General features: G+C 67.4%; 24 protein-coding genes, 2 tRNA genes and 1 pseudogene. 17 read left to right on the top strand and 10 right to left on the bottom strand.

Annotated elements, in window-relative coordinates:
• Window positions 1–6: 6 nt before the first annotated feature.
• From CSW60_RS04405 to CSW60_RS04390, 4 genes are all read right to left on the bottom strand, one after another.
• Window positions 7–567, bottom strand: a complete 561-nt coding sequence (locus tag CSW60_RS04405; RefSeq protein ID WP_099536094.1) for a demethoxyubiquinone hydroxylase family protein — start codon at window positions 565–567, stop codon at window positions 7–9.
• Window positions 564–1,121 carry a disulfide bond formation protein B gene (locus tag CSW60_RS04400; protein WP_099536093.1) on the bottom strand — a complete coding sequence of 186 codons (558 nt, stop codon included), beginning with the start codon at window positions 1,119–1,121 and terminating at the stop codon, window positions 564–566. The genes CSW60_RS04405 and CSW60_RS04400 overlap by 4 nt, the downstream gene beginning before the upstream one ends.
• On the bottom strand, window positions 1,118–1,726 hold the full coding sequence (locus CSW60_RS04395) for a YqaA family protein (protein WP_099536092.1): 609 nt from the start codon (window positions 1,724–1,726) through the stop codon (window positions 1,118–1,120). Before CSW60_RS04395 ends, CSW60_RS04400 begins: the two co-directional genes overlap by 4 nt.
• A 106-nt stretch (window positions 1,727–1,832) precedes the next feature.
• Window positions 1,833–4,058 carry a TonB-dependent hemoglobin/transferrin/lactoferrin family receptor gene (locus CSW60_RS04390; RefSeq protein WP_099536091.1) on the bottom strand — a complete coding sequence of 742 codons (2,226 nt, stop codon included), beginning with the start codon at window positions 4,056–4,058 and terminating at the stop codon, window positions 1,833–1,835.
• A 157-nt stretch (window positions 4,059–4,215) separates the two neighbouring features.
• Between CSW60_RS04390 and CSW60_RS04385 the strand changes: the two genes are divergently transcribed.
• The 5 genes from CSW60_RS04385 to CSW60_RS04365 all read left to right on the top strand — a co-directional run bounded on the left by CSW60_RS04385 (window position 4,216) and on the right by CSW60_RS04365 (window position 6,916).
• Window positions 4,216–5,001 (top strand): DUF4198 domain-containing protein, encoded by a 786-nt coding sequence (locus tag CSW60_RS04385; protein ID WP_099537546.1) that lies wholly within the window; start codon window positions 4,216–4,218, stop codon window positions 4,999–5,001.
• 26 nt (window positions 5,002–5,027) lie between these two features.
• Window positions 5,028–5,498 carry a hypothetical protein gene (locus CSW60_RS04380; protein WP_099536090.1) on the top strand — a complete coding sequence of 157 codons (471 nt, stop codon included), beginning with the start codon at window positions 5,028–5,030 and terminating at the stop codon, window positions 5,496–5,498.
• Between the two features lie 103 nt (window positions 5,499–5,601).
• Entirely contained in the window at window positions 5,602–5,850 is a 249-nt protein-coding gene (locus CSW60_RS04375) for a DUF3297 family protein (RefSeq protein WP_062099782.1), read from the top strand.
• Window positions 5,851–5,881: 31 nt separating this feature from the next.
• A complete protein-coding gene (locus CSW60_RS04370) occupies window positions 5,882–6,124 on the top strand; it encodes a hypothetical protein (RefSeq protein ID WP_099537545.1) in 243 nt (80 codons plus the stop codon).
• Window positions 6,125–6,406: 282 nt separating this feature from the next.
• Window positions 6,407–6,916 (top strand): MarR family winged helix-turn-helix transcriptional regulator, encoded by a 510-nt coding sequence (locus CSW60_RS04365; protein ID WP_066681894.1) that lies wholly within the window; start codon window positions 6,407–6,409, stop codon window positions 6,914–6,916.
• Here CSW60_RS04365 and CSW60_RS04360 read toward each other — a convergent pair.
• A complete protein-coding gene (locus CSW60_RS04360) occupies window positions 6,903–7,898 on the bottom strand; it encodes a P1 family peptidase (RefSeq protein ID WP_099536089.1) in 996 nt (331 codons plus the stop codon). The genes CSW60_RS04365 and CSW60_RS04360 overlap by 14 nt on opposite strands.
• A 99-nt stretch (window positions 7,899–7,997) precedes the next feature.
• Here CSW60_RS04360 and CSW60_RS04355 point away from each other — a divergent pair.
• Window positions 7,998–8,082, top strand: a tRNA-Leu gene (locus tag CSW60_RS04355).
• A gap of 110 nt (window positions 8,083–8,192) precedes the next feature.
• Window positions 8,193–8,939, top strand: a complete 747-nt coding sequence (locus tag CSW60_RS04350) for a LamG-like jellyroll fold domain-containing protein (RefSeq protein ID WP_099536088.1) — start codon at window positions 8,193–8,195, stop codon at window positions 8,937–8,939.
• Here CSW60_RS04350 and CSW60_RS04345 read toward each other — a convergent pair.
• Entirely contained in the window at window positions 8,936–9,550 is a 615-nt protein-coding gene (locus tag CSW60_RS04345; RefSeq protein WP_236634211.1) for an alpha/beta hydrolase, read from the bottom strand. The genes CSW60_RS04350 and CSW60_RS04345 overlap by 4 nt on opposite strands.
• Window positions 9,551–9,674: 124 nt before the next feature.
• Complete coding sequence (msrB, locus tag CSW60_RS04340) at window positions 9,675–10,154, bottom strand: peptide-methionine (R)-S-oxide reductase MsrB (RefSeq protein WP_099536087.1); 480 nt, start codon at window positions 10,152–10,154, stop codon at window positions 9,675–9,677.
• A 51-nt stretch (window positions 10,155–10,205) separates the two neighbouring features.
• On the opposite strand from msrB, the gene CSW60_RS04335 reads away from it, so the two are divergent.
• Both CSW60_RS04335 and CSW60_RS04330 read left to right on the top strand, forming a co-directional pair.
• Window positions 10,206–10,784, top strand: coding sequence for a type 1 glutamine amidotransferase family protein (locus tag CSW60_RS04335; protein WP_099536086.1), 579 nt, complete (start codon window positions 10,206–10,208; stop codon window positions 10,782–10,784).
• 67 nt (window positions 10,785–10,851) lie between these two features.
• A complete protein-coding gene (locus tag CSW60_RS04330; protein ID WP_099536085.1) occupies window positions 10,852–11,868 on the top strand; it encodes an N-acetylmuramoyl-L-alanine amidase in 1,017 nt (338 codons plus the stop codon).
• Here the strand turns inward: CSW60_RS04330 and CSW60_RS04325 are convergent.
• A complete protein-coding gene (locus CSW60_RS04325) occupies window positions 11,861–12,355 on the bottom strand; it encodes a heme-binding protein (protein ID WP_099536084.1) in 495 nt (164 codons plus the stop codon). The two genes, CSW60_RS04330 and CSW60_RS04325, sit on opposite strands and share 8 nt — an antisense overlap.
• Window positions 12,352–16,262 (bottom strand): annotated as a pseudogene (locus CSW60_RS04320) (LamG-like jellyroll fold domain-containing protein). Before CSW60_RS04320 ends, CSW60_RS04325 begins: the two are co-directional and overlap by 4 nt.
• Before the next feature lie 23 nt (window positions 16,263–16,285).
• Here CSW60_RS04320 and CSW60_RS04315 point away from each other — a divergent pair.
• The 3 genes from CSW60_RS04315 to CSW60_RS04305 are packed head-to-tail and all read left to right on the top strand — an operon-like array spanning window position 16,286 to window position 19,293.
• A complete protein-coding gene (locus tag CSW60_RS04315; protein ID WP_099536082.1) occupies window positions 16,286–18,280 on the top strand; it encodes an acetyl/propionyl/methylcrotonyl-CoA carboxylase subunit alpha in 1,995 nt (664 codons plus the stop codon).
• A 45-nt stretch (window positions 18,281–18,325) separates the two neighbouring features.
• Window positions 18,326–18,847, top strand: coding sequence for a DUF805 domain-containing protein (locus tag CSW60_RS04310; protein ID WP_099536081.1), 522 nt, complete (start codon window positions 18,326–18,328; stop codon window positions 18,845–18,847).
• Between the two features lie 41 nt (window positions 18,848–18,888).
• Complete coding sequence (locus CSW60_RS04305; RefSeq protein ID WP_099536080.1) at window positions 18,889–19,293, top strand: DUF805 domain-containing protein; 405 nt, start codon at window positions 18,889–18,891, stop codon at window positions 19,291–19,293.
• A gap of 135 nt (window positions 19,294–19,428) precedes the next feature.
• On the opposite strand, the gene lipB is transcribed toward CSW60_RS04305, so the two are convergent.
• A complete protein-coding gene (gene lipB, locus CSW60_RS04300; protein ID WP_099536079.1) occupies window positions 19,429–20,154 on the bottom strand; it encodes a lipoyl(octanoyl) transferase LipB in 726 nt (241 codons plus the stop codon).
• A gap of 12 nt (window positions 20,155–20,166) precedes the next feature.
• Between lipB and CSW60_RS04295 the strand changes: the two genes are divergently transcribed.
• The 5 genes from CSW60_RS04295 to CSW60_RS04275 all read left to right on the top strand — a co-directional run bounded on the left by CSW60_RS04295 (window position 20,167) and on the right by CSW60_RS04275 (window position 24,816).
• Window positions 20,167–20,478 (top strand): FliM/FliN family flagellar motor switch protein, encoded by a 312-nt coding sequence (locus tag CSW60_RS04295; protein WP_099536078.1) that lies wholly within the window; start codon window positions 20,167–20,169, stop codon window positions 20,476–20,478.
• An 86-nt stretch (window positions 20,479–20,564) separates the two neighbouring features.
• Window positions 20,565–20,649 (top strand) — tRNA-Leu (locus CSW60_RS04290).
• A gap of 147 nt (window positions 20,650–20,796) precedes the next feature.
• Window positions 20,797–22,239 carry a magnesium transporter gene (mgtE, locus tag CSW60_RS04285; protein WP_099536077.1) on the top strand — a complete coding sequence of 481 codons (1,443 nt, stop codon included), beginning with the start codon at window positions 20,797–20,799 and terminating at the stop codon, window positions 22,237–22,239.
• Between the two features lie 95 nt (window positions 22,240–22,334).
• Window positions 22,335–23,573: a lysozyme-family localization factor SpmX gene (gene spmX / locus CSW60_RS04280; protein WP_099536076.1), complete on the top strand. Its 1,239-nt coding sequence runs from the start codon at window positions 22,335–22,337 to the stop codon at window positions 23,571–23,573.
• 82 nt (window positions 23,574–23,655) lie between these two features.
• Window positions 23,656–24,816, top strand: coding sequence for an isovaleryl-CoA dehydrogenase (locus tag CSW60_RS04275; protein ID WP_201723035.1), 1,161 nt, complete (start codon window positions 23,656–23,658; stop codon window positions 24,814–24,816).
• Window positions 24,817–24,907 lie beyond the last annotated feature (91 nt).

The raw sequence follows: 24,907 nt of genomic DNA, 5'->3' as shown, positions 1-24,907 counted from the left end.
CCGGGCTTAGATCTTTTCGCTGATCTTGATCGCGGCGCGGCAGCCGGCCTGGATCACGGCGCTCAGCAGCGGATAGCCGGGGGCCTCGCGGGCGCCTTCCTCGACGGCCAGGTCACGATGGGCCAGTTCGTCGTCGCGGAACTGCGAAAGCTCGGCGGCCAGCTCGGGATCGCGGTCCTTCAGTTCCGCGATCTGGCCGGCATAGTGCTTTTCGATCACCGACTCGACCGCCTCGGTGCAAGCATGGGCGGCCTTGTCGCCCATCAGGGCGGTGCCGGCGCCGAGGGCGAAAGCCGCCGCGCGCCAGACCGGCGACATCAGGGTCGGGCGCACGCCGCGCTCGGTCAGAAGGTCGTTGAAACGGGAGAGGTGGACCTGTTCGTGGCCCTCCATCTCCTTCAGCTGGTCGGCGATCCGCTCGCGGCCGGGGGCGTTCCGCATCACGGCCGCCTGGCCGCGATAGATGTGGACGGCGGCCAGCTCGCCGGCCTGATCGACGCGGAGGATCTCGCCGAGACGGGTCTTCAGGGCGCCCTGGCCGGGACGGGGAGGTGTGGGTTTGCTCATACCGAGGCTTCCGACTTGCGCAGCGCCGCCAGGACGGACCAGACGGCCAGTTTCAGCGAGATGAGCACGTTCCAGCCCGCCATCGACAGACCAAGGAATACCCAGGCGGCCTTGTCGCAGGCCGGGGCCTTGATCTTGGCCGTGCCTTTCAGCATCGCTTCGAGATCCGCCGCGCCGGCATAGCCCACGCCCGAACAGGACGAGGGGCCCGGCCACCACTTCCATTCGGCGCCGGCGTGATAGGTCGCCAGGCCCGCCCCATACAGGAACAGCGCGCCCAGCAGCAGATTGGCCGGCATTCGCAGCCGCGGCCACAGCGGCGTGCGTTGCAGGGCGAAGGCGATCAGGCCGACCGTTCCGGCCGCCCAATAGATCTCGCGCTGCTTCAGGCAGAGGTGGCAGGGCGCGAGGCCGCCAAAGCGCTCGAAGGCATGGGCGATGACCAGCATCAGCGCGCTGGACAGGAAAGCCAGCAGCGGCCAGCGCCGCGTGACCAGATCGTAGACGCGACCGACAAGGCCCTTCGTTTCGCCCGTGGCGCTCTCGCTCGTCATGCCACGCAGGCTCCGCCGTGTCCGCTACCGCCAATGAAATGGCTCGCGGTCAGGCCGATGACAATGAGGGCGATCAAGATTCCGGCGAACAGGGCCAGGCGACGCTCGACCACCGGCAGCAGGGCGGGGCCGAACTTCTTGATGATGAAGGCGACAAGGAAAAATCGCGCGCCCCGCGTCAGGGTCGAGGCGACGATGAAGATCGGGAAGCTGAAGGCCGCCAGGCCCGAGGCGATCGTCACCAGCTTGTAGGGGATCGGCGTCAGGCCCTTGGCCAGGATCACCCAGACGCCGTACTTGCCGTACCAGCACTGGAACTGCTCAAGCCCGCCGGAATGGCCGGTCGCCGCCATGATCCACAGGCCGAAGTCGCGCAGGAAGTAACCGATCGCATAGCCGAGAATCCCGCCCAGCACCGACGCGATCGTGCAGATCAGGGCGTAGCGCCAGGCCTTCTCGGGCTTGGCCAGGCACATCGGCGCCAGCATCACGTCCGGCGGAATCGGGAAGAACGAGCTCTCGGCGAACGACACGGCGAACAGGCTGGTGGGGGCGTGACGGGAGGCGGCCAAGCCCATGACCCAGTCGTAGAGGCGACGCAGCATGCGAACTCCAAGCGCGGTGAGAGCCCGTAGCTAGCAGGGCCAGGCGTCCTTGTCCGCAAGGATGTCGACGCGCGCGGCTTGCAGTCCGCGCGCGCCGTTCAGTCGCCTAGAACTTCAGCGCGAGGGAGACGCTGTAGTTGCGTCCAGGCTGGCTGTAGGCGTCCTTGACGGTCGAGCTGTCGGCCAAGCCGCGCATGTCGCTCCACCACCAGTACTTCTCGTCGGTCAGGTTGAAGACGCCGGCGCGGACCGTCACGGCGTCCGTCACCGCCCACCAACCCGTCAGGTCGGCTACCGTGAACGACGGCGGCATGAAGCAGTTATTGGCCGAACTGCCGCCGGTCCCCGCGCAGGTGACCCCGGCGCGGCCGGCGGACTTGCGATCCGAGTGGATCACGCTGAGCTCGCCGCCGAACTTGCCCGAAGGCGCGCGGTAGTTGACCCCGCCCGTGATCTTCACCGGATCGATCGAGGCCAGCGGCGTGTTGACGCCATTGGTCCGCGAGGAGCCCCGCGCATACGAGACCGCCGCCTTGGCCGTGAATCCGGAGCCCAGGTCGAACGACCCCTTCGCCTCGGCCCCGCTGATCTTCACGCCCGACAGGTTTACGTACTGGTAGACCGCCGGATTGGCGGCGGTGAAGTTCCCCGAGACCTGCACCTGCTCGATGAAGTCGTCGTACTCGCCGGTGAAGCCCGTCAACGCCACCCGCCAGCGGTCCCGATGCAGGCGAATGCCGCCCTCGAGCGTGCGGCTGGTCTCGGGCTTCAGGTCCGGGTTCGAGATCGACTTGTAGTTCGAGACTAGGTTGGCGAAGCCGGTGTTGACCTGCGACGGGGAAGGGGCCTTGAAGCCGGCGGCCAGGTTGGCGAACAGCGTCACCAGGTCCGTCGCGTCCCAGACCAGCCCGATCTTGGGGCTGAGGTGCGTGTCGCTCTGGCCGGAAGCGGCCGTCGTGAACAGCGGATCGGCCTTGGGATCCAGCTTGTAGTAGTCGAGGCGGACGGCCGGATAGATCGTCACCGGTCCAGCCTTGATCTCGTCCTGCACATAAAGGCCAGCCAGGGTGAAGTCGGTGGTCGGGAAGGCCTTGCCGGGGAAGGTCTCGCCGGCCGGCGGGACCGTGCCGTCGCGCGTGCCCTGCTGACGCGTGATCGAGGCGTCGCCGCCCCAGACGACGTCGTGGGCGAAGGCGCCGGTCTCGAAACGGCTATGAAGCTCGACGCCCGCGCCGAACACGCGGTTGTCGAAGGTCGCGTCGCGCGTGCGGTCGGCGGCGGTGTTGCGGTCCTCGGCCGAGAACTGGCGGGTCTTGCTGCGCTGCCAGTAGAGCGTGGTCTGGGCGGCCTCGATCAGGCCCGTTCCGCCGTCGAAGCGGTGGTCCAGGCTGACGCGATCGCGCTTCATGCGGTCGAAGGCGGTCAGGCCGATCACGCTGGTCGAGGCCAGCGGCGGCTTGGCGATGGCCGAGAGCACCGTCCAATCCACATCGCGGTCCAGATGGTCCACGGTCAGGCGGAAACGGTTGCGGTCATTGGGGCTGTAGATCAGCTTGCCCAGGACGGCGTTGGACTGGTTGTCCTCGGGGTTGGCGGTGGTGCGGTCGGTGTTGGCCGAGTCGTTGGTCCCGGCCGTCTTCTGGCCCTCTCCGTCGCGGCGGGTATAGGCCAGCATAGCTTCCCAGCGGTCCGTGCGCCCCGCCAGGACCAAGCTCTCGCTCCAGCTTTCATCCGCCGAGGCGTAGGACGCCCGCGCCCGCCCGGCCACGTTCTGGCCCGGCTTGAGGATGTCGGACGGATCCTTGGTGATAAAGCTGACCGAGCCCGCCAGGCCGTCCGCGCCATAGAGCGCCGAGGCGGGGCCGCGCACGATCTCGACCGATTTCAGGATGTCGAGATCCACATAATCGCCGCGTCCGGTTGACTGGGCGCCGAACGCGAAGCCGTCCGGCACGCGCACGCCGTCGACCACGATCAGCACGCGATTGCCTTCCAGGCCGCGGATGTTGAAGCCGGCGTTGCCGTCGCGCCCGGTCGAGGCGCCGGCGGCCGTGAAGCGGGCGGGGGCGGTGCGCACAGCGACGCCGGGTTCGTCGCGGACCAGGTCCTTGATGTCCTTCACCAGCCCGTCCTCCATCTCGTCGGCCGAGATGACGCTGACGGTCGCCGGCGCCTTCGACACAGGCTTCTCCGAACGCGTGGCCGTCACGGTGACCTTGTCGACTTCGGTGGCGTCGGCGGGCGCGGTGGCGTTTTCAGCGGCCAAGGCTGTCGAGGCGAGCAGGGCGGCGGTCGAGGCGGCCGCCAGGGCGGCCAGCTTCAGGCGAGACATCGATATCCCCTTCGATGGTTATATGCGAACCATTCGCAATTGATGGCGACGGGGTAGAGCGAGGTCGAAACGTGGTCAAGCTATTTGCAATTGATTCTCAGAACTAATCGCAATAAGTCGACATCGCCGCGTTTCGGCGATGTCAGGAATGTCCCCGATGATCCGTTCTCTTCGCGCCGGCCTGCTGGGCGGCGCGCTCGCGCTAGGCCTCGCCGTGACGGCCGCCCAGGCTCATTCGCCCTATCTTTTGCCCAGCGTGTTCGACGCTTCGGACCGCAAGCTGATCACTGTCGAGGGGGCGTTCACCGAAAGTTTCTTCACGCCCGAGGTGGTGATGAAGTCCGACGCCTACGCGGTGATCGGTCCCGATGGGACGCGCACGGCGCTGTCCCCGACCTACCTGCGCCAACTGGCGGTCTTCGAAGTGGCGACCGAGGCGCCGGGCACCTATCGCATCACGACGGGCCAGCGGGCTGGTCGGGTCGCCAAGGCCGCTCTGGTCGGCGGGGAGTGGAAATTCTTCGAAGGCGAGAAGGCGCCGGCCGACGCCATCGACATGCAGAGCCTTACGACCGCCGAGGTCTATGTCACGCGCGGCGCGCCGAGCGACGCGGCCTTGGCCCCCATCGGGAAAGGGCTGGAGTTCCGCCCGATCACTCATCCCAGCAAGATCGTCACCGGGCGGCCGGTCGTGTTCGAAGCTCTGTTCGACGGTAAGCCGCTGGCCGGCCTGACGGTGACGCTCAGCGCGGCCGACGACCGCTACGCCGACGTCAAGTCGCCGCCGAAGATTCTGGTCAGCGACGCCAAGGGGCAGGTGGCCTTCAAGGTTGAGCGGTCCGGCGTCTACCAGATCCAGGGCCGCCACCGGGTGGCGTCCGCGGGACAGGGGCGGCCCGGCCAAAGCCACACCTACGCCCTGACCTTCGAATCCCTCCCGTGAACCCTCTCGTTAAACAAGGACACGCCATGAACACCCGTATCTTCTTCACTGGGGCGGCTCTCTTCGCCTCGCTGCTGGCCGGTCCGGCCAGCGCCGCCTCCCACGCCCGGGACATCTTCATCAAGGAACAGGATCAAAACGGCGATGGCGTCGTCACCAAGGACGAGTACGCCGCCACCCGGACGATTCAGTTCGACAAGACCGACTCTGACAAGAACGGCGTGCTGTCCCAGGCCGAGTATGTCGCCGAGTTCAAGGCCCGCCTCGAGAAGAAGCTGGACGCCTCGGACCGGACGCCCGAGAAGAAGGAAGAGGAGCGCGAGCGCCAGATGCGCCAGACCGACGTGCGCTTCCATGTGCTGGACAGCGACAAGAGCGGCGCGATCACCCGGGCCGAGTTCGACTATTCCGGCTGGCGGATGTTCGTCCACCACGACACCAACGAGGACGGGGTGGTCTCGGCCGCGGATCCGATCAAGGACGATCAACAGACCTAGGCGACGGCGTCGGGCGGCTGTCCGATTTGGACTTTCCGCGTTTCGTGGGTATCACCGCCGGCCAAGACACGGGCCAGCGCGCCCGCATCCAAGTTGGAAGACCATGAGCGACACGCCTCCCGACCGCCTCTCCGTCAATCCCGACAGCCCCTACTACGACGCCGATCTGCTGGAACGCGGCATCGGCATCCGCTTCAAGGGCGTCGAGAAGACCAATGTCGAGGAATACTGCATCAGCGAGAAGTGGGTGCGCGTCGCGGCCGGCAAGACGCTGGACCGCAAGGGCAACCCGATGACCATCAAGCTGCAGGGCGAGGTCGAGGCCTATTTCCGCGACACCGCCGAAGGCTGAGTTGTTGGCGGACGATCCCGACCTGGAGGCGATGGCCCGCGACGAGCTTTCGCGGGCCCTGACCCTGCGGTGGCAGGATCTGCGTGGGATCATCCCCTGGGGCGACACCTTCGAGGGAATCTCGCCGGCCGGCCGCTATGTCGAGGTGGAGCGCAGCTACATCTGGGCGGCTGAGGAGGGCGGCGACATCCTTTGCGAGGTCGCCGTCTATGGCGGCCCGTCGCGCTATGATCATGGCGCGCGCGCGTCTGCGACAATTCCGCGTCCCGCCTAGGGCGGGTCCTGACTCGCCGCCGCGAAGACAAAAACGCCTGTTTCAGCCCAGTCGAGGCATGGAAACGCCACTCTGCGAGGCGAGAGAGCTATTCTCTGCCCACGGGGCGTGCGAAACTGCGTCATCGAGAGGGTGGTCGCCGGGCGGCATTGTGGGTTTAGCTCGCCGCGCTCAGATCAAGACGCGCACCGGACCGAAACGCCAGGGTCCGGCCAGCGTGATGGACTGGCGAAGGCCGCTCCTTCAAGGCGGTCGCGCCTGGGAGGACGAAAGGAACGGGACATGACCGCCACGGTCTCTCCGCTTACGCCGGGCGCGCCTGACGCGCCCGAAGCCGGTGTCAGTCTTTCCGATTACGTACCCTATCGCCTGGCCACCGCCTCGGCGGCCGTCAGCCGCCTGATCGCCCGCGCCTATGAGGACCGCTTCGGACTGACGATCCCGCAGTGGCGCCTGATGTCCGTTCTGGCCGAGGGGGCGCTGACCCAGCACGCCGCCGTCACCCGCACGGCCATGGACAAGGTCCGCGTCAGCCGCGCCGCTCAGGATCTGGTGGTTCGCCGCCTGGTCGCCCGCACCACGGTGCGCTCGGACCGCCGCTCGCACACCCTGGAGCTGACGGCCGCCGGTCGCCGGCTGTTCGCCGAGATCGCGCCTCTGGCCCTGGCCTATGAGGCCACGCTGTTGGCCGGCCTGGCGCCCAGCGAGGTCGCGACCTTCAAGCGTCTGCTGAACCATCTTGAGACCGCCGCCATCCAGCTAGCCGGCGGCGAGACGATCACGCCGCCCTAGCTTCGAACACGGCGCGGGCGATGGCGCGCGCCAGGCAATCCGCCGCCGACGACCCAAGGCGCGCGAGGCCCGCCGACCGTCCAGGACCTTCGCCCAGAGCCGTCGCGCCCGAGGCCAGGGCGAAGACGATGTCGCCGTCGAAGGTCGTATGGGCCGGGCGAATCGCGCGCCCCATGCCGTCGTGCGCCATCATCGCCATGCGTTGCGCCTCGGCCGTGCTGAGGTCGGCGGTCGTCGCCACGATCGCCAGGGTGGTGTTGGCGCCGGGGCGCAGGCGGCCCATGGCGCCCAGCTTGCTGTCGTCGGGCATCGGCTCGATCGCCGTCGGCATCGGGCCGGGACGCCGTCCGCCAAACTCGCTGTCGATTTCGAACGGCCAGGCCCAGAAGGTCTCGCCGTCGGGCATGTAGACCGAGCCGACCGGATTGGCCGCCACCAGCGCGCCGACGATGAGGCCGTCGCCCAGGTCCAGAGAGGCCGAGCCGAGGCCGCCCTTGACCACGCCCGCCATGGCGCCCCGGCCCGCGCCAACCGAGCCTAGCGGGAAGTCGACGCCGGCGGCCTCCACCGCCTTCATGCCAAGCTGGCGATAGGGCGGGGCGAGGCCCCAGGCCTTGTCGCCGCCGTTGCCCAGGTCGTGCAGCGACGCGGCCGGCACGATCGGGATCGCCGGAGAGCCCGCCGCCAGCTTGACCCCGACATCGCGCGCAGAGAGGGCGATCGCCGCGCCGTCGGCGGCCCCCAGACCGAACACGGATCCGCCCGACAGGCATATCGCGTGGGCGCGAGAGAAGCTGTTTTCTGGGCGCAGGGTGTCGGTTTCGCGCACGGCCGGTCCGCCGCCGCGCACATCGACCGCCGCCGTCCAGGCCTCGGGGCACAGCAGCACCGTCACGCCGGTGCGAACGGCCTCGTCCTCGACACAGCCCACGGTCAGGCCGGGGACGTCGGTGATCAGGTTACGCGGGCCAGGACGAGGCATCGGGAATCTCCGTGGACTTCGATGCTAGACCGGTCGTCGCGAGACTGGAATTCACCGTCGACGCCTGCTAGGAAGACCACCCTTCGCGTTGCGAAGCCTGCGGGCGTGGTGAAACTGGTAGACGCGCCGGACTCAAAATCCGGTTCCGAAAGGAGTGTCGGTTCGACCCCGACCGCCCGCACCAACTCTTTCTTCCTTAAGAGCCAAGCGCCGGTTTCGGCTTGAAAAAGTCCCGGCATGACCGCAGCATCGACGCTGATACCGGTGTCAGTAGCGCGCCGGGGAGAAGACGTCATGACCGCGTTTAAGGGCTTCGGCGAGCTGTCGCGACCGATCGGGCGGCGAGTCGTGCTCGGCGGCGTGGGCGCGCTGTCGGCGGGCGTCGACGCTTTCGCCATGGGGCGGCGGCCGCCGCGCGACGCGCCCGACCAGACGCGCTGGATCTTCGATCGCCTGACCAACATTGGCGGCTTCGCCACGACGGTCGAGGGCGATCCGCGCCTAGTAGACACGCCCTACGGCAAAGCCGTGCAGTTCGACGGCGTTGACGACCGTCTGGTCATCGATCGCCATCCTCTGGCCGGCATGTCCCAGTTCACCTTCGAGGCGCTGTTCCGGCCCGACGGCGGTGTCTTCGCTCAGCGCTGGTTCCATCTGAACGAAGAAGACCCGACGCCCGACGCTCCGCCTTCGGTCACCCGTATGCTGTTCGAGATCCGCGTGACCGGCGAGGCCTGGAGCCTGGACGCCTTCGCCACGGGACCTGGCTACAAGCAGACCCTGCTGTTCCAGGACAAGACCTTCCCGGTCGGCCGCTGGTGCTGGGTCGCCCAGAGCTATGACGGGCGGACCTACCGCGCCTTCGTCAACGGTCAGCTGCAGGGCGAAGTCGAGATGGCCTTCAAGCCGCAAGGGCAGGGACGTTCGTCGGTCGGCGCCCGGATGAACAAGATCGACTACTTCAAGGGCGCGGTGCGCGAGGCCCGCTTCACGCCGCGCGCCTTGCCGCCGGAAGCCTTGCTACGCGTGACGCCGGCCTAGAGTCGCCGCGTCGCTGCGACCCGGTCGACTAGGCCCTTGAGCAAGGTCCGGCCCTTCGGCCAAGCGCCGTGGCCAGAATCGACGTTGATGTGGCCGGCGCGGCCGAGGTCGACGAACTCGGCGCCCCAGCCACGGGCGAAGGCTTCGGCGCGCTCGATCTCGACATAGGGGTCGTTGCGGCTGGCGACGACTAGGCTGGGGAAGGGCAGGCGCTGGCGGGGGATCGGCGAGAAACCGACCAGCAGACGTCCGGCCGGACCCTCACGATTGACGTCGGCCGGCGCGACCAGCATAGCCCCGCCCACGCCGCGCCCCCCCGTGACTTGAGCGAAGTGGGCGACGAGGGCGCAGCCCAGGCTGTGGGCGACCAGGATCGCGCCCGGCCGCTGGCGCACCGCTTCGGCCAGGCTGATCGTCCAGTCGCCAAGCAACGGGCGCTCCCAATCCTGCTGCTCGACGCGCTCGGCGTTCGGAAGCTCGCGCTCCCAATGGGTCTGCCAGTGATCCGGGCCGGAATTGTACAGGCCCGGCACGATCAGGATCGGTGGTCCGTCGAGGTCGCGGCGGCGATGGCGGCGCGGCGTTTCGAAGGCGTGCGGGGCGGGGGTCATGATGCGCTCGGGGCAACTGGAAGCCGTCGAACGCAAATGGCGCGTTTCGCGGTCCCCGCTCAATTCATATGAATTCGATAGGAATTGAGAAAAGCTGAGGCGAGACCGCCGTTTCGCTCGCCGATCAGCCGATCTTGTCGCCCCGGTGCAGCGGATCGGGCAGGGGATCGCCCGACTTCACGAACTGCAGAGACACCGAGTTGATGCAGTAGCGCAGTTGGGTCGGGGGAGGACCATCCGGGAAGACGTGGCCCTGGTGGCTGTCGCAACGGGCGCAGCGGGTCTCGATCCGAACCATGCCGTACGAGGTGTCGCGTACGCCGATCACGTGATCCTCGGCGAACGGCGCGTAGAAGCTGGGCCAGCCGGTGCCGCTTTCGAACTTGGTCTCGTGCTTGAACAGCGGCAGGCCGCAGAGGCGGCAGCAGTAGGCGCCGGGGCTCTTCTCGCCCAGCAGGCCGCCGCAGAACGGGGCCTCGGTGCCATGGTGCAGAAGGACGCGCGCTTCCTCGGCCGTCAGGTCGGCCTCCAGGCGTTCGCGTTCGGGCTCCGTCGGCGGAGTGAGATCGAACCCGGCGGTTGAAAGGGCGGCTGCGTCTGTCATGACTGCCAATGTAGGCGCTCGCGCGCCGAACCGGTAGCACCAGGAGTGATCATGACTGTCGCCGTCGCCTTTCTGCAGCCGGGTTGGGCCGATTGGGAGGCTGGTCCCGTGCTGGCCCTGCTGCGCGAGCACCTGAAGGTTCAGATCGAGATCGCCACTCCGACCGGCGATCCGGAGACCTCGATCGGGGGGATCCTGGCCGCCGCCGACTATAGGTTCGACGATCCGGTGCTCAGCGACGCCGACCTCTTCATCCTGATCGGCAGCGATGAATGGTCGAAGGGCGAGGCCGCTGGGATCACGGCCCTGCTGCGCCAGGCCTTCGCCGACGGCAAGCCGGTGGCCGGCATCTGCGCCGGCACGACCGCCTTGGCGCGCGCGGGTCTTTTCGAGGGCCGCAAGCACACCTCCAACGGCAAGGATTGGCTGGAAGGCGTCGTTCCGGGCTATGCGGGCGCGGAGCACTATGTCGACACGCCGAAGGCGGTGACGGATGGCAAGGTCGTCAGCGCCTCGGGCCTGGCCCCGGTCACCTTCGCCGCCGCGGTGGCGCGCCTCGTGGCTCCAGAAGCTGAGGAGATGATCGCCGGCTACGAGACGATGTTCGCTCAAGAGTTTTCCGACGCGTGAATTAGTCTCATAGATTGCAATTCATCGCCGTTCCTGATACGTTCTTGTGACGTGAGGGGGCGGCGACATGGCGGATCCATTTCCACCTGGGCGGGGATCGGTCGAGGCGGCGGGGCGGCTGAATGTCCGACGAGACAAGCCGCGCACGACCTCGCTCAAGGCGAGGGTCATCGAGGCTGGGACCCGCTTTCCCGTCAGGAATTCCGTTACGGGCGACCTCGTCTCAGGCGTCAGCCAGTGGTTCGATCTCGGCGGCGGCGAGTACGTCTGGGCTGGCGGGTGCAGGGATTTCCAACCGCTGGTCGAGGAGGACGCCGAACGTCCCGATCGTCATCACCTTCATGACTATGTCCCGCCCCGCTTTAAGGTCGCGGCGGGCGTCCGCCATCGCGTCCAAGGCCGCCGGCCGAGCGGGCTGGAAGGGCTGATCGTCCACTTCGACGCCTATCGCATCAAGAAGGCCGGAAACGGCGCGGAGGACTCCGACGCCCGCAGCCTGGACATGATGCGGTCGGGCCAGGCCAACGGCTTCCACTACGGCGAGATCAGTCGCACCGGGACGATCTTCCTGCCCGAGAACTTCGAGTGGAGCGAGTGGGGCTCCCACGCCGGCGTCAGCCAATGCCCCGTGACCCAGAGGAGCGGGGTCTCGCGCTACTATGTCGGCGTCGAGATGAACAATCCTGGCCGTCTCTACGAGGCGCAGGAGGATGGCGTCTTCTGCCCCTGGTTCAACGCGGTTCGCGACGCGGCTGGCAATGTCGTGCTCGACGGGCGCGGGCGCTGCCAAAGGAAATCGATCCACGACGAATGGTTCGCCGCTTCGGAGGTCCGCACCGTCGAGGCCGACGGCAACATCAAGGCTGGGACCTATCTGCCCTATAGCTTCGACCAGTTCGAGGCGCTGACGAACCTTTGCCTGTACCTAGCGAAGACCTTCCCGACGACCTTCAGCCTGGATCGGGTGCTCGGCCATGACGAGGTGGCGCCTCAGCGTAAGAACGATCCGGGCGGAGCCTTGGCCGACCCCGCCCGTCTGATGACCATGGCCGCGTTCCGGGCCTATCTGAAGTCGCTTATTTGAGTGTCGCGGCGGCGGCGCGGGCTACAATCCCGTCCTCCGGCGCCGAGCCCCCCGAGACGCCGATCGCGCCGACGATCTTGCCGTCGACCAGCAGCAGCTCGCCGCCCTCGATCGCCATGGCGCCGGTGAAGATGGCGTTCAGCGTGCCGGCCTTCACCGCGTTCTGGAACTCGGAGGTCGGACGGCGGAAGTTGGCGGCGGTAAGGGCCTTCTTCAGCGCCACCTCGCCCGAGCCGTACTGAGCGCCGTCCATCTTTTCGGAGAGCACGACCGCGCCGTTGGACTCGACCACCGTGATGACCATGGACCAGCCTTTCTTGCGCGCCTCGGCCTCGGCGGCGGCGACCACCGACTTGGCCTCGGCCAGAGTGATCACCCGGCCGGAATAGGCTGGATGGGGCGCGGGCGGCGGCGCGGCCGTCTGGGCCAGGGCGGGCGCGCCGAACAGGCAGAGGCCGGCGGCGATCAGCGTCAGGGACTTTCTCATGGCAGCACGACCTCGTCGTTCAGGCGGGTGTTCTGGGCTTGGCTCGTGGCGATCCGGACCCGCAGCCCCTGGACCTTGGCGCCGGCGGGGATTTTCAGCTTCACCGAGGCGGTCTTGGGCAGCAGGTCCCGCGGCGCCTTCAGGGCGGGCGTCGGCGCGCTGGCCAGCACCTTGCCCGACGCATCGACCAGTTCGAGCTTGGCCGGCGCGGCGTCCTGGGCGCCCAGGCTGTGGACGACGGCGGTGATGGCCAAGCCCTTCACCGTCACGTCACCGCGACCGACGCCGAGATCGGCGCGCTTGGCCGGATCGTCCCCCGCCGAGGTCAGCTTCATGTCGATGACGGTCGCCTGGCGCGGCGCCAGCACGACCTGGGTTCCCAGGCTGCGTTCGAAGGCGACCGAGCGGGTCTGCGCCACGCCGTCGATGGCGTCGTCGCCGTTGGCGTCGAGGCCTTGCGACAGGCTCCACTGACCCGGCGCGACGTTCCAGCCGGTCATGGTCGCCGTCACCGGCTTGTCGGTCGTGTTGTAGGCCACGACCTTGAAGCTGGTCTTGGTCGCGTCCTTGACCAGCAGCGCCACGTCCGTGCCGTCGGCGTTGTCGAAGCGCCAGGAGACGACATGGCCGGGAGTCATCTGGGTGCGCTTGTTGGCGATGCCTCCCAGGCGGGTCCGCTGCAGGTAGTCGGACGGCAGCTCCACGCGGTCGGACCACCAGTGTCCTTCCGTGTGCATGTACATGTGCTGGGCGTTCCACTGGATCTCGTCGGCGTAGAGGTCCTCGAGGAACGCCTTGTCGCCGGTCAACGACCAGGCCGCGTAGCGCTCGAACGCCCCGCCCTTGGCCGCGGCCTTGATCAGCGCGTCCTTGTTGGCCTCGCCCAGCTTCATCTCCGTGAGGGCGTTCTCGTTGATCGACCCCAGCGACTTCAGGCCGCTCTTGCCGATCCGCCATTGGATCGGGACCAGGTACTTTGGATCGCCGGTCAGGCGGTAGGCGGACCAGAAGACCTGGAACGGGCCATCCGCGCCCGAGCCCTGCAGCACCGTGCCGCCGCGCTCGGCGTCGGTGCGCCAGTTGATCTCGTTGGGGTACGAGCCGTCCTTCTTGTTGACGTGCGCGAGGTAGCCGTCGGCCAGGCCGATGATCGTGTCGCGCGCGGTCGGGTCGCCGTTGAAGTCGCTGATCAGGATCGAGGGGTGGGTGACGCCGAACGAGTAGGGCTTCTGCCACTCCCAAGGCCCTTCGCGGTACGAGATCTTGCCGCTGTACCAGTTGGTGTTGAAGTGGACGTGGCCCGCCGGGTTCTTGTCAACGACGCGGGGCAGCGCCTTGACGGTCGTGAACAGCCGCTCGACCGCCAGCGGATCGCCGTAGTTGACGTACATGGCCTCGGAATTGCTGTTGATGCCTTCCTCGTAGGCGTGCAACTCGTCGGTCACGATGGTCGAGAGGCCATCGGTGAACATGCCGTTCTTGTAGACCGCGTCGGTCAGGCGGTTCAGCGAATGGGTGATCTTGTCCGGCTGGACGCCCATCAGGGCCAGTCCCGGCCATTGCTGCAGAAGGTCGGTGTCGTCCGACAGGCCGCCGCCGAAGTCGCCGAAATCAGCCTGGCGCTCGTCGATCCACCAGTTGACGTACTTGGAGACCAGCTTGAGGTCCTCGAGCTGCCGGAAGGCCCACAGGGGCGTGTTGTCCTTGGGCTTTGGCTGCTCGAACGCGGGCCAGCCCTGGCTGCCATAGGTGATGTCGCCCCAGTATTCGCGACCGATCTGGTTGTCGGGATCGACGCGCAGCAGGTCGGTGATGTCGGCGTAGAGGCGACGGTAGAGACCCTGGCGCTTGGAGGTCGTGTGCTCCTCGACCAGGAAGGCCCAGTTGTCCTTCACCTGGTTCAGGCGGTCGGCGATGTGCTCGACCTTGGCCTTGTCGCGGTCCTTCAGCACCAGGCGGATCTTGGCGCCGTCCAGCGCCTTCGGGCCAAAGTCGGCGCTGTCGGCGGCGAGGGTCAGGTACAGGCTGTCGGCGGTCAGGATGCGGTCGCGCAGGTCGAGCCAGACGGTGCGCGCTTCGCCGGCCTTCACCGAGACGCTGACGTCGATCATGTTTCGACCCGGCCAGATCGGGTCCTTCACCTGGATGTTCAGCGGGATGATCGTCCCGGCCACGCCGGGCAGGGCGGGGATGTCGATGGCGATCCCGTCCAGGCCGTCGCGAGCGTTCTCCCAGCCATAGGCCCAGTTGCGGGCCAGCGGCTTGGCGGCCGGGGCGTCGCCGAACCCCGACGGGATCAGGACGTGGACGATCGGCAGGCCCTTGGCCGTCAGGTCCGTCGCCGGGCGCGGACGGTTGGGCGCGCCCTCCGGGATCGCCACGACGGTGGCGCGCTCGCCAGCAGGATGGCGGCCGGCGATATAGGCGTTGAGGTCGGCCAGGTTCAGATAGTCCGGCGCCACGTCGGCGCGGACCGTGTAGTTCATCTTGAAGGCGTCCTTCGGCTCGGCGCCGGCCGAGACGTTATAGGCCCAGATCTCCTGGATCGGGGTTTCCTGCGCCACGTTGGTGAAGGTCAGGACGCCGCCTTTCAGCGGCTGGGCCAGGGTGTTGACGGTGCGTTCCTGGTCCTTGGCGCGGGTCCCGACATTGGTCGCCTTGTCCCCCGCCTTCGCCGCCCAGGTGAGGGCGCCATAGGCCGGGCCCTGGATCTCCAGGCGATTGATTGGCTCGTCAGGCAGGGTCAGGGTCAGGGCCTTGCCGCCGTCGACATAGACGTTCCAGTCCGGCAGTTGGAAATAGTCGTCGCGGCCGGGCAGGCGCGACCGGTTGTAGACGCCTGGCCAGGTGGTTTCGGCGATGCCGTCCGTGCCCTTCCACATCCATTCCTTGATGTCCTTCACGTCCGCGAACTCGACCTTGCGGATCGTGGTCTGGGCGTCGGTCAGCACTGGAGGGGAGGCGAGGTTCCAGCCGTAGCGTTGCTTCCAGGCGGCGTGGACGGCCGGGTCGTCGAGCGTCGCGACGGGGGCGGACACGGTCGGCGTCTCATTGCGGGCGAGGGCGGCGATGGCGGGTGCGTCCAGCGCCCGGTCATAGACCCTCAGCTCATCCAGATCGCCGCCGCGCGTGAAGTTGTAGCGGCTCTGCACCTGGTGCGGAGCGATCACGCGGCCGGCGACGCCGAACTGGTCGAGACCTGCGTCGTAGACCGCCTTGGCCTCCTTCTTGGCCGCCAGCTTGCCATCGACATAGAGCTGAACGCCGCTGGTCTCGTCCCAGGTGAAGGCCAGGTGCGTCCAGGCGTCGGGGGCAGGGTTCTTGTCGACCTTGAATGAGACGCGGGTTCGCGCCAGGCCGTTGTCGGTGACGAAGGCGTCGAAGCCGTGGCCGTTCCAGTCGATGCGCAGGAACGCCATGTCCCAGCTGGAGTGATCGGCATAGCCGACGCGGAAGATCACGAACGGCGCGACGCCGACCGGATAGCCCGAGCGCCAGAAGAAGGAGAGCGTGCCGCGCTGGGCCAGGATGTTGCTGGGCGCGTTCCACGAGACGACGCCGTCGTCGGCGGCGCGGAAGCCCTTGCCAGCCTTGCCGTCGATCGGCGCGACCTTGTCGGCGAAGTTGGGGACGGGGTCGCCGGCGGCGACGTCGGCGACGAGGCCCTTGTCACCCGAAAGCTTGAAAAGCAGCCGGGGCTCGGTCGGTGTCTGGGCGGCGGCGGCCGCGTTGGCCAAGATCAGCGCGCAGGCCGAACCCAGGAAAATCGCCTTCATGCAACCGTCTCCTCCGACTGGCGGACATCCCGTTTTTTGGTAACCGGTGTCATTCCGCCCCTTTTGTGTAGCGCCGTAAGGGCAGGCTTGCAAACCCGACGCGGCCTGATAGGCCATGCTGCAAAGCACAAAATACGACGGGCGGAAGTAGCCGATGTTCACCAAGATCCTGATCGCCAACCGCGGCGAGATCGCCGTTCGCGTCATCAAGACCTGCCGTCGCCTGGGGATCGCCACGGTCGTGGTCTATTCCGACGCCGACGCCGGCAGCCTGGCGGTCGAGATGGCGGACGAGACCGTGCACATCGGCCCGTCGCCCGCCGCCCAGTCCTATCTCGTCGCCGACAAGATCATCGCCGCCTGCAAGCAGACGGGCGCCCAGGCGATCCATCCGGGCTTCGGCTTCCTGTCGGAGAACGCGGGCTTCGCCCAGCGCTGCGCGGACGAGGGGATCGTGTTCATCGGCCCGAACCCCGGCGCCATCCAGGCGATGGGCGATAAGATCGAGAGCAAGAAGTTCGCGGCCCAGGCTGGCGTCTCCTGCGTGCCGGGCCACATCGGCGAGATCGCCGACACGGCCGAGGCGGTGAAGATCTCCGAGCAGATCGGCTATCCGGTGATGATCAAGGCCTCGGCCGGCGGCGGTGGCAAGGGCATCCGCGTCGCCTGGAACCGCCAGGACGTCGAGGAAGGCTTCCCGGCCGTGCGCGCCGAGGCCAAGGCCAGCTTCGGCGACGACCGGATCTTCATCGAGAAGTTCATCGAGAGCCCGCGCCACATCGAGATCCAGGTGCTGGGCGACAAGCACGGCAACGTCGTCCACCTGTTCGAGCGCGAGTGCTCGATCCAGCGCCGGAACCAGAAGGTCATCGAGGAGGCCCCCAGCCCGCTGCTGGACGAGGCGACCCGCGCGGCCATGGGCGCCCAGGCCGTCGCCCTGGCCAAGGCCGTGAACTACGACAGCGCCGGGACGGTCGAGTTCGTCGCCGGCCAGGACAAGAGCTTCTTCTTCCTGGAGATGAACACCCGCCTGCAGGTCGAGCACCCGGTCACCGAGCTGATCACGGGCCTGGACCTCGTCGAGCAGATGATCCGCTCGGCCTGGGGCGAAAAGCTGGCCTTCGAGCAGAAGGACCTGAAGATCAACGGCTGGGCCATCGAGAGCCGCATCTACGCCGAGGACCCGTACCGCAAGTTCCTGCCCAGCATCGGCCGCCTGGTCCGCTACGACCCGCCGGCGGAAGGCGAGCAGGACGGCTACAAGGTCCGCAACGACGCCGGCGTCCGCGAGGGCGACGAGATCTCGATGTATTACGACCCGATGATCTCCAAGCTGTGCGCCTGGGCGCCGACGCGGATCGCGGCGATCGACGGGATGGGCCGGGCGCTGGAGGATTTCCACATCGAGGGGCTGGGCCAGAACATCCCGTTCCTGGCCGCCGTGATGGACCAGGAGCGGTTCCGCTCGGGCAAGATCTCGACCAACTACATCAAGGACGAGTTCCCCGAAGGCTTCGCCGGCGCGGCCCCGACCCCGGCCCAGCTGGACATCCTGACCGCCGTCGGCGCGGCCATGCAGCGCGTCTACGCCGCCCGCGCGCGGTCCTACGCCACGGGCCTGATCTCGGCGGCTCGTGACGAGTGGGTCGTCTTCGTCGGCCATGAGAAGCGTCGCGTTAAGGTGGCCGGGGAGGGCGACATCACGGTCGAGCTGCTCGACGAAGGCCGCGTCCTGTCGTTGACCGGCATCGACTGGCGTCCGGGCAAGCCGGTGTTCAAGGCGGCGCTGGACGGCAAGGCCTTCACCGTGCAGGCCACGCCGGCGGCCGAGGGCTTCACGATCCGCCACCGCGCCGCCAAGGCTCGGGTGCTGGTTCTGACCCCGCGCTCGGCCGACTTGCATGGAAAGCTGCCCGAGAAGCAGGCGGCCGACACCTCCAAGCTGGTGCTGTCGCCGATGCCGGGCTTGGTCGTCTCGATGGACGTCACCGCCGGCCAGCAGGTCCGCGAGGGCGAGGTGGTCTGCGTGCTCGAGGCCATGAAGATGCAGAACATCATCCGGGCCGAGCGCGACGGCGTCGTGAAGGCCGTCAACGCCAAGGGCGGCGACCCGGTCGCGGCCGACGAGGTGCTGGTGGAGTTCGCCTGAACGACCACAGGTTGCGTTTCGAGCAAGCTTCCGCTTAGGTGAGGCATGGCGAAACGCGCGAACACGTTCCTCACGGGGCTGGTCAGCCTCTACATCAGCTTGGACGGCCGGATCAGGCGATCGGAATACTGGTTGGGCGGAATAGCGCTTAATTTCGTCCAGGTCGTTCTAGGTTTCCTTTTGATGGGTCTGGTCGGCTTCACATCGCCCGCCGCCCAAGGCGTGGCCCTCGCGTTGAAGTGGGTCTTCTTCTGGCCGGGCTTCGCGTTGATGGTGAAGCGGGGCCATGACCGAGGGCGCTCGGCGTGGGTCTCTGTCGCGTTCATAGGAGCGCTCTTCACGGGCGCATTGTTCGCCGCGCCGGCCAAGGTTCTCTACGGCCAGATCGTCGAATGGGTGCTCGGAATTCCCTTGCTCCTGATGGGGCTTTTTCTCTTCGTCGACTACGGCTTCCTGGACGGCGATCCGGGCCGCAATCGTTACGGCCCCTCGCCGAAGAATCCGGATGCGGGCCGACCACTGTCGTTTGACGACGACGCCCTTCCTGACGGCAGCGCTAGCGCCTAGATTGCCCGCGTCGGCGTAGCGCCGACTCGAAGAGGGCGAGCATGAGCGAACGTAGCGAGTGGGCGGAGCTGTTCCTGTCGTCGAACGGCCGGCTGGCGCGCACGCCGTTCCTGATCGCGGCGGCGGTCCTGCTGGGGGTGGCGGTCCTCTATGAGGCGATCGCCGGCTACACCCTTCACTGGCTGACGGGCTGGGTGGTCTATCCGGCCCTGCTGTTCTCGGGCGCCTGCGTGCTGTCGAAGCGCTTGCACGATCGCGGCCGGTCGGGCTGGTGGGCGCTGCTGATCCTGGTGGCCTTCATCGCCGTCTGGCCCCAGCCCGAGCACTTCCTCGACTTCATGTTCTGCCTGGTCATCGCCTGGGCGGTGGTCGAGCTGGGCGTGATGGGCGGCGAGCAGGGCGCGAACCGTTATGGGCCCAATCCCTTGAAGACGATTTCGATCTAGGAACCCCTCTCCCTTGGGAGAGGAGGGACCCGCCGCGAAGCGGCGGGAGGTGAGGGGGTTCGGCGGCTGACGGTGTACGCCCTCACCCTCCCATGCTTCGCATGGGCCCCGCCCTCTCCCCACGGGAGAGGGATTTTAAACTGGCGCTGCCGCGTCCTCGGTCGCTCCGAACACCTTCGTAAAGCTGTTCCTCAGCGCCGCATCGGCCTCGTCCATGGTGATGGGCAGGCCCAGATCCACCAGGCTGGTCACGCCGTGCTCGGTCTGGCCGCACGGCACGATGCCCGAGAAGTGCGAGAGATCCGGCTCCACGTTCAGGCTGATCCCGTGGAAGCTGACCCAGCGGCGCAACTTCACCCCGATGGCGGCGATCTTGTCCTCGCGGCTCCAGCCCGCGCCCTTGCGCTCGACCCAGACGCCGACGCGGCCATCGCGCAGTTCGCCCGTGACGTTGAAGGCGGCCAAGGCGTCGATGATCCAGGCCTCCAGCGCCGCGACGAAGGCGCGCACATCCCGACCGCGCTTGGTCAGGTCGAGCATCACATAGGCCACGCGCTGGCCGGGGCCGTGATAGGTGAATTGCCCGCCGCGCCCGCTCTCGAACACCGGAAAGCGGTCTGGCGCCAGCAGGTCGGTCGCCTTGGCCGAAACGCCGGCGGTGTAGAGGGGAGGGTGCTCCAGCAGCCAGACCAGCTCGCCCGCCGCGCCGTCGGCGATGGCGGCGGCGCGCGCCTCCATGGCGGCAACCGCTGCCGGGTAATCTACGTAGTCGGTCGAAACCGCCCACCCGACAGGAGCTGCGTCATCGCGCCTCATGGTCGGAAGTCCAGTGTTTTCAGCGTTTAACGGGAGCGCAAGCATACGGCCCTAATCTTGCAATCTTGGACGCGGCGACCCGGTCGGTCGCGTGTGTCAGTTCAGGGGCCTTACTTCGTGACCCAGGTCAACGCCGTCAATGTCGAGATCTCCGTCCTTTTGGGCCGCTCGATCCTGCCGATGCAGCAATTGCTGCGCATGGGTCGTGGCGCCGTGATCCCGCTGGACGCCAAGACCAATGACGAGGTCTGGATCCTGGCCAACAACCACCCGATCGCCCGCGGCGAAATCCAGATCAGCGACGACCGCATCGCCATCCAGGTGACCCGCGCGGCCGACGTCTACGACTACATGGCGGGCGGGGCGTAGCATCCGCCCCCATCGGTTTCGCTCGTCGCGAAACTTCCGACTTCCCAAAGCCGATTCAGTTTGCTACCTGCCGCCCCTCACCACGAGCGGTCGTGGCGGAATTGGTAGACGCGCAGCGTTGAGGTCGCTGTGGGGCAACCCGTGGAAGTTCGAGTCTTCTCGACCGCACCAGGTGAACCTGAATAGAGCGCTCCGGCGAAATCGGTTTCCGACTCGCAAGGGGCGCTCTAATCGTTTTGGGCCCTGATTTCGCCTCAGGGTCGCCGCATCGGACCAGCCAAACGAACCCAACGCGCTCTCAGAGCTCAGGAGGCCCCCATGACCCGGGACACCGCCGAACTGACCGACGACGTGCTGGACGACATCCCGCTGGCCAAGTCCGAGACCCCCGAGGAGCTGGAAGACCTGGCCCTTGGCGAGGACTACGCCCTCAATCCCGAATATGTCGAGATGGTGGTCGACGCCGCCGACAGCGGCGATGGCAAGCGCCTGCGCGAGCTGGTCGGCGCCCTGGACCCGGCCGACGTCGCCGACCTGATGGGCTTCCTGACCGCCGACTATCGCGAGCAGATCATCCCGCTGCTCGATCCCGAGGCGCTGGGCGAGATCATCTCCGAGCTCGAGGACAACATCCGCGAAGAGGTGCTGGAGGCCACCCCGTCGGTGACCCTGGCCCGCGCGCTGGAGGAGCTGGACACCGACGACGCCGCCGACGTCATCGACGACCTGGACGACACCAAGCGGTTCCAGGTGCTGGCCGCCATGGGCGAGACCGACCGCGCCGCGATCGAGACGACCCTGTCCTATGAGGACGAGACCGCCGGCCGCCTGATGCAGCGGGAATTTCTGGCCGCGCCGGAATTCTGGACCGTCGGCCAGACAATCGACCACGTCCGCGAGGCGGGCGAGTCGCTGCCCGAGCTCTTCTTCGACGTCTACGTCGTCGATCCGACCTACAAGCCCGTCGGCGCCATCCCGATCAGCATCCTGCTCCGCAGCCGCCGCGAGACGCCGCTGGCCGAGCTGATGGAGGCGGTCACCGAAATCCCAGTCGACATGGACCAGGAAGAGGTCGCCTATATCTTCGACAAGTACCACCTGATCAGCGCCCCGGTGATCGAGCCGGGCGGGCGCCTGGTCGGGCAGATCACCGTCGACGACATCGTCGAGGTCATTCGTGACGAAGCCCAGGAAGACATCCTGGCCCTGGCCGGTGTGTCCGACGCCGGCCGCGACGCCAGCGTCCAGGAGATCGTCCGCTCGCGCCTGCCGTGGCTGCTGCTGAACCTGGTCACCGAGACCATCGCGGTCAGCGCCATCGCCATCTTCCAGGATCAGATCGCCAAGCTGGTGGCGCTGGCGGTGCTGATGCCGATCGTCTCGTCGCTGGGCGGCAACGCCGGCACCCAGACCCTGGCCGTGGCCGTCCGCGCCCTGGCCAGCAAGGAGCTGACCGCGGCCAACGCCCGGCGCATCATCGTGCGCGAGGTCCTGGTCGGCCTGACCAACGGCATATGTCTTGCGTTGGTCATGGGCATGGCGACGTTCTTCTTCTACCACAACGCCAAGCTGGCCATCACGGTGGGCGCGGCGCTGATCGCCAACATCTTCACGGCCGCCCTGGGCGGCATCCTGGCGCCTCTGGCCCTGGAGAAGATGGGCCGCGACCCGGCGGTCTCGTCGTCGATCTTCGTCACCTTCCTGACCGACTTCATGGGCTTCTTCGCGGTGCTGCTGATCGCGGCGCTGCTGATGCAATGAGCCGTTGATCGCCTAGATAGGGAAAACTGGCGCGGTCCTTGCGCCGGGACAGGCGAGCGCACCCGCGTCTGTCTCAATTTGGGTCAAACTAGGCGATGAAACCGCGTCATCAGGTCTCCCGCGCCGCCGTCGATCTCATCAAGAGATTCGAAGGCTACCGTCAGACGTCCGCCCAGCTGCCCGATGGACGCTGGACGATCGGCTATGGCCACACGCTGACCGCGCGTCCGGGCGCGACTGTCTCGGAAAAGGACGCCGAGGCCCTGCTGCTGTACGACCTGATCTCGGTGGCCCACTCGGTCAACGAGCACACCTACACGCCCCTGACCCAGAACCAGTTCGACGCCCTGGTCTGCTTCGCCTTCAACATCGGCATCGAGAACTTCGTGCGCTCGGGCGTGCTGCGCCGGATCAACGAGGGCTCGTTGCTGCAAGCCGCCTGCGCCATGGAGATGTGGCGCAAGGCCGACTTCGAGGGCGAGCGCATTGTGATCGACGCCCTGGTCCGCCGCCGCTCGGCCGAGAAGACGCTGTTCCTGACCCCGGCCAACGGCCAGTGGGTGCCCGCGCCCAGCCCGATCCTGCGTCCCAAGATCGACTATGACGCAAGCAACGCGATCCCCAAGCAGACGCCCGCCACGGTCAGCACCCGCACGGACGGCGACCGGATCGTCGCCCACCGCGAGGGCGACCTGCCGTTCAGCATCGTTGTCCCGGAAGAGGACAGGCCCACCGCGACGGAGCAGTCGGCCGCCGCCGTCAGCGCGCGCCTGGAAGCGATCCTCGCCGAGGCGGAAGCGCCGCCCAGCAAGGCTCAGCCGGATCTTAGCCTGCCCGAGCCGCCCGCGCCGGAGAAGGCCGCCAGCGCCTCATCGGGGCCCGTCTTGTTCCAAGACGCGCCCGTTGAGCTGACGCCCTTCCGTCCCCCGCCTCAGTCTTCCGACAAGACGGCTTCGGTCGAAGCCTTTTCGCCCGGTCCGGTCGCTAACGAGCCTACGTTGTTTGGCGTGTCGACGGATGGCGGCTCGGCCTTCAATCTTGACGGCTTCTCGACCAGCGCGGCGGTTGAGCCTTCGCCCGTCGCCGGGGTCGCGGGCGGTCCGCGGAAGACGAAGCGCTCTTCCGGCAACGCCAGCCTATTGATCATCCTGGGCCTGCTCGGACTTTTTCTGTTCGGCGGCGGCGTCCTGTGGATCCTGACCGTGGCGGTCGGGGCGGCTGATCAGGTCAGGCTGTTCGGCTATGGCGCCAGTATGATTGGCGCCATCTGCTTCGTGGTTTCGGCTTATCTTCTGTTGCGCCGACTGGCCGGGCCGGATAAGGCGGGCGAATAAGAACTTCCCTTACTCTGGGGAAGTCGAGCAAGAACGCCCGCGGGTCTCGTTGATCCGCGGGCGTTCGTGCTATGGGAGGACTATCATGACGAATTTCGCACCCACGATGGACTTCGCGTTGGGCGAGACCGCCGACGCCATCCGCGAGACGACCGCCCGCTTCGCCGCCGACCGCATCGCGCCGCTGGCCGCCGAGATCGACGAAACCAACACCTTCCCCCGCTCGCTCTGGGTCCCGATGGGCGACCTTGGCCTGCACGGCGTCACGGTCGAGGAGGAGTTCGGCGGCCTGGGCCTCGGTTACCTCGAGCACGTGGTGGCGATGGAGGAGGTGTCCCGCGCCTCGGCCTCCGTGGGCCTGTCGTATGGCGCCCACTCGAACCTCTGCGTGAACCAAATCCGCCGCTGGGGCACGCCCGAACAGAAGCGGCGCTACCTGCCCAAGCTGATCAGCGGCGAGCATGTCGGCTCCCTGGCCATGAGCGAGGCGGGGGCGGGCTCGGACGTCGTGTCGATGAAGCTGCGCGCCGAGCAGCGCGGCGATCGCTATGTCCTGAACGGCACGAAGTTCTGGATCACCAACGCTCCGCACGCCGACACCTTGGTCGTCTACGCCAAGACGGGGGAGGGCAGCCGCGGCATCACCGCCTTCCTGGTCGAGAAGGGCATGAAGGGCTTCAGCGTCTCCAAGAAGCTGGACAAGATGGGCATGCGCGGGTCCGACACCGCCGAGTTGGTGTTCGAGGACTGCGAGATCCCGGAAGAGAACGTGATGGGCCCGGTCGGCGGCGGCGTCGGCGTGCTGATGAGCGGTCTCGACTACGAGCGCGCCGTGCTGGCGGCGGGGCCGCTGGGCATCATGCAGGCCTGCCTCGACATCGTCCTGCCCTATGTCCGCGACCGCAAGCAGTTCGGCCAGCCGATCGGCGGCTTCCAGCTGATGCAGGGCAAGATCGCCGACATGTACGTGGCTCTGAACTCGGCGCGGGCCTATGTCTACGCCGTGGCGCGGGCTTGCGACGCCGGCAAGACCACGCGCTTCGACGCGGCCGGCGCGATCCTGATGGCGTCCGAGAACGCCGTGAAGGTGTCGCTGGAGGCGATCCAGGCCCTGGGCGGCGCCGGCTACACCAAGGAATGGCCGGTCGAGCGCCTGCTGCGCGACGCCAAGCTCTACGACATCGGCGCCGGCACAAACGAAATTCGCCGCTTCCTGATCGGGCGCGAACTGATCGGCGCCTGAAGTCATGAAAAAGGGCCGTCCCGGCTGGAACGGCCCTTCCATCGTCGTAGCCGCTGTTCGCAGCGTGTGACTTGAAACCTAGGTGCTCAAC

Origin of the sequence: Caulobacter sp. X (genome assembly GCF_002742635.1) — a bacterium.
In the GTDB taxonomy this organism is placed as follows: Bacteria; Pseudomonadota; Alphaproteobacteria; order Caulobacterales; family Caulobacteraceae; genus Caulobacter.
This window is presented reverse-complemented; position numbering and strand designations above follow the sequence as displayed.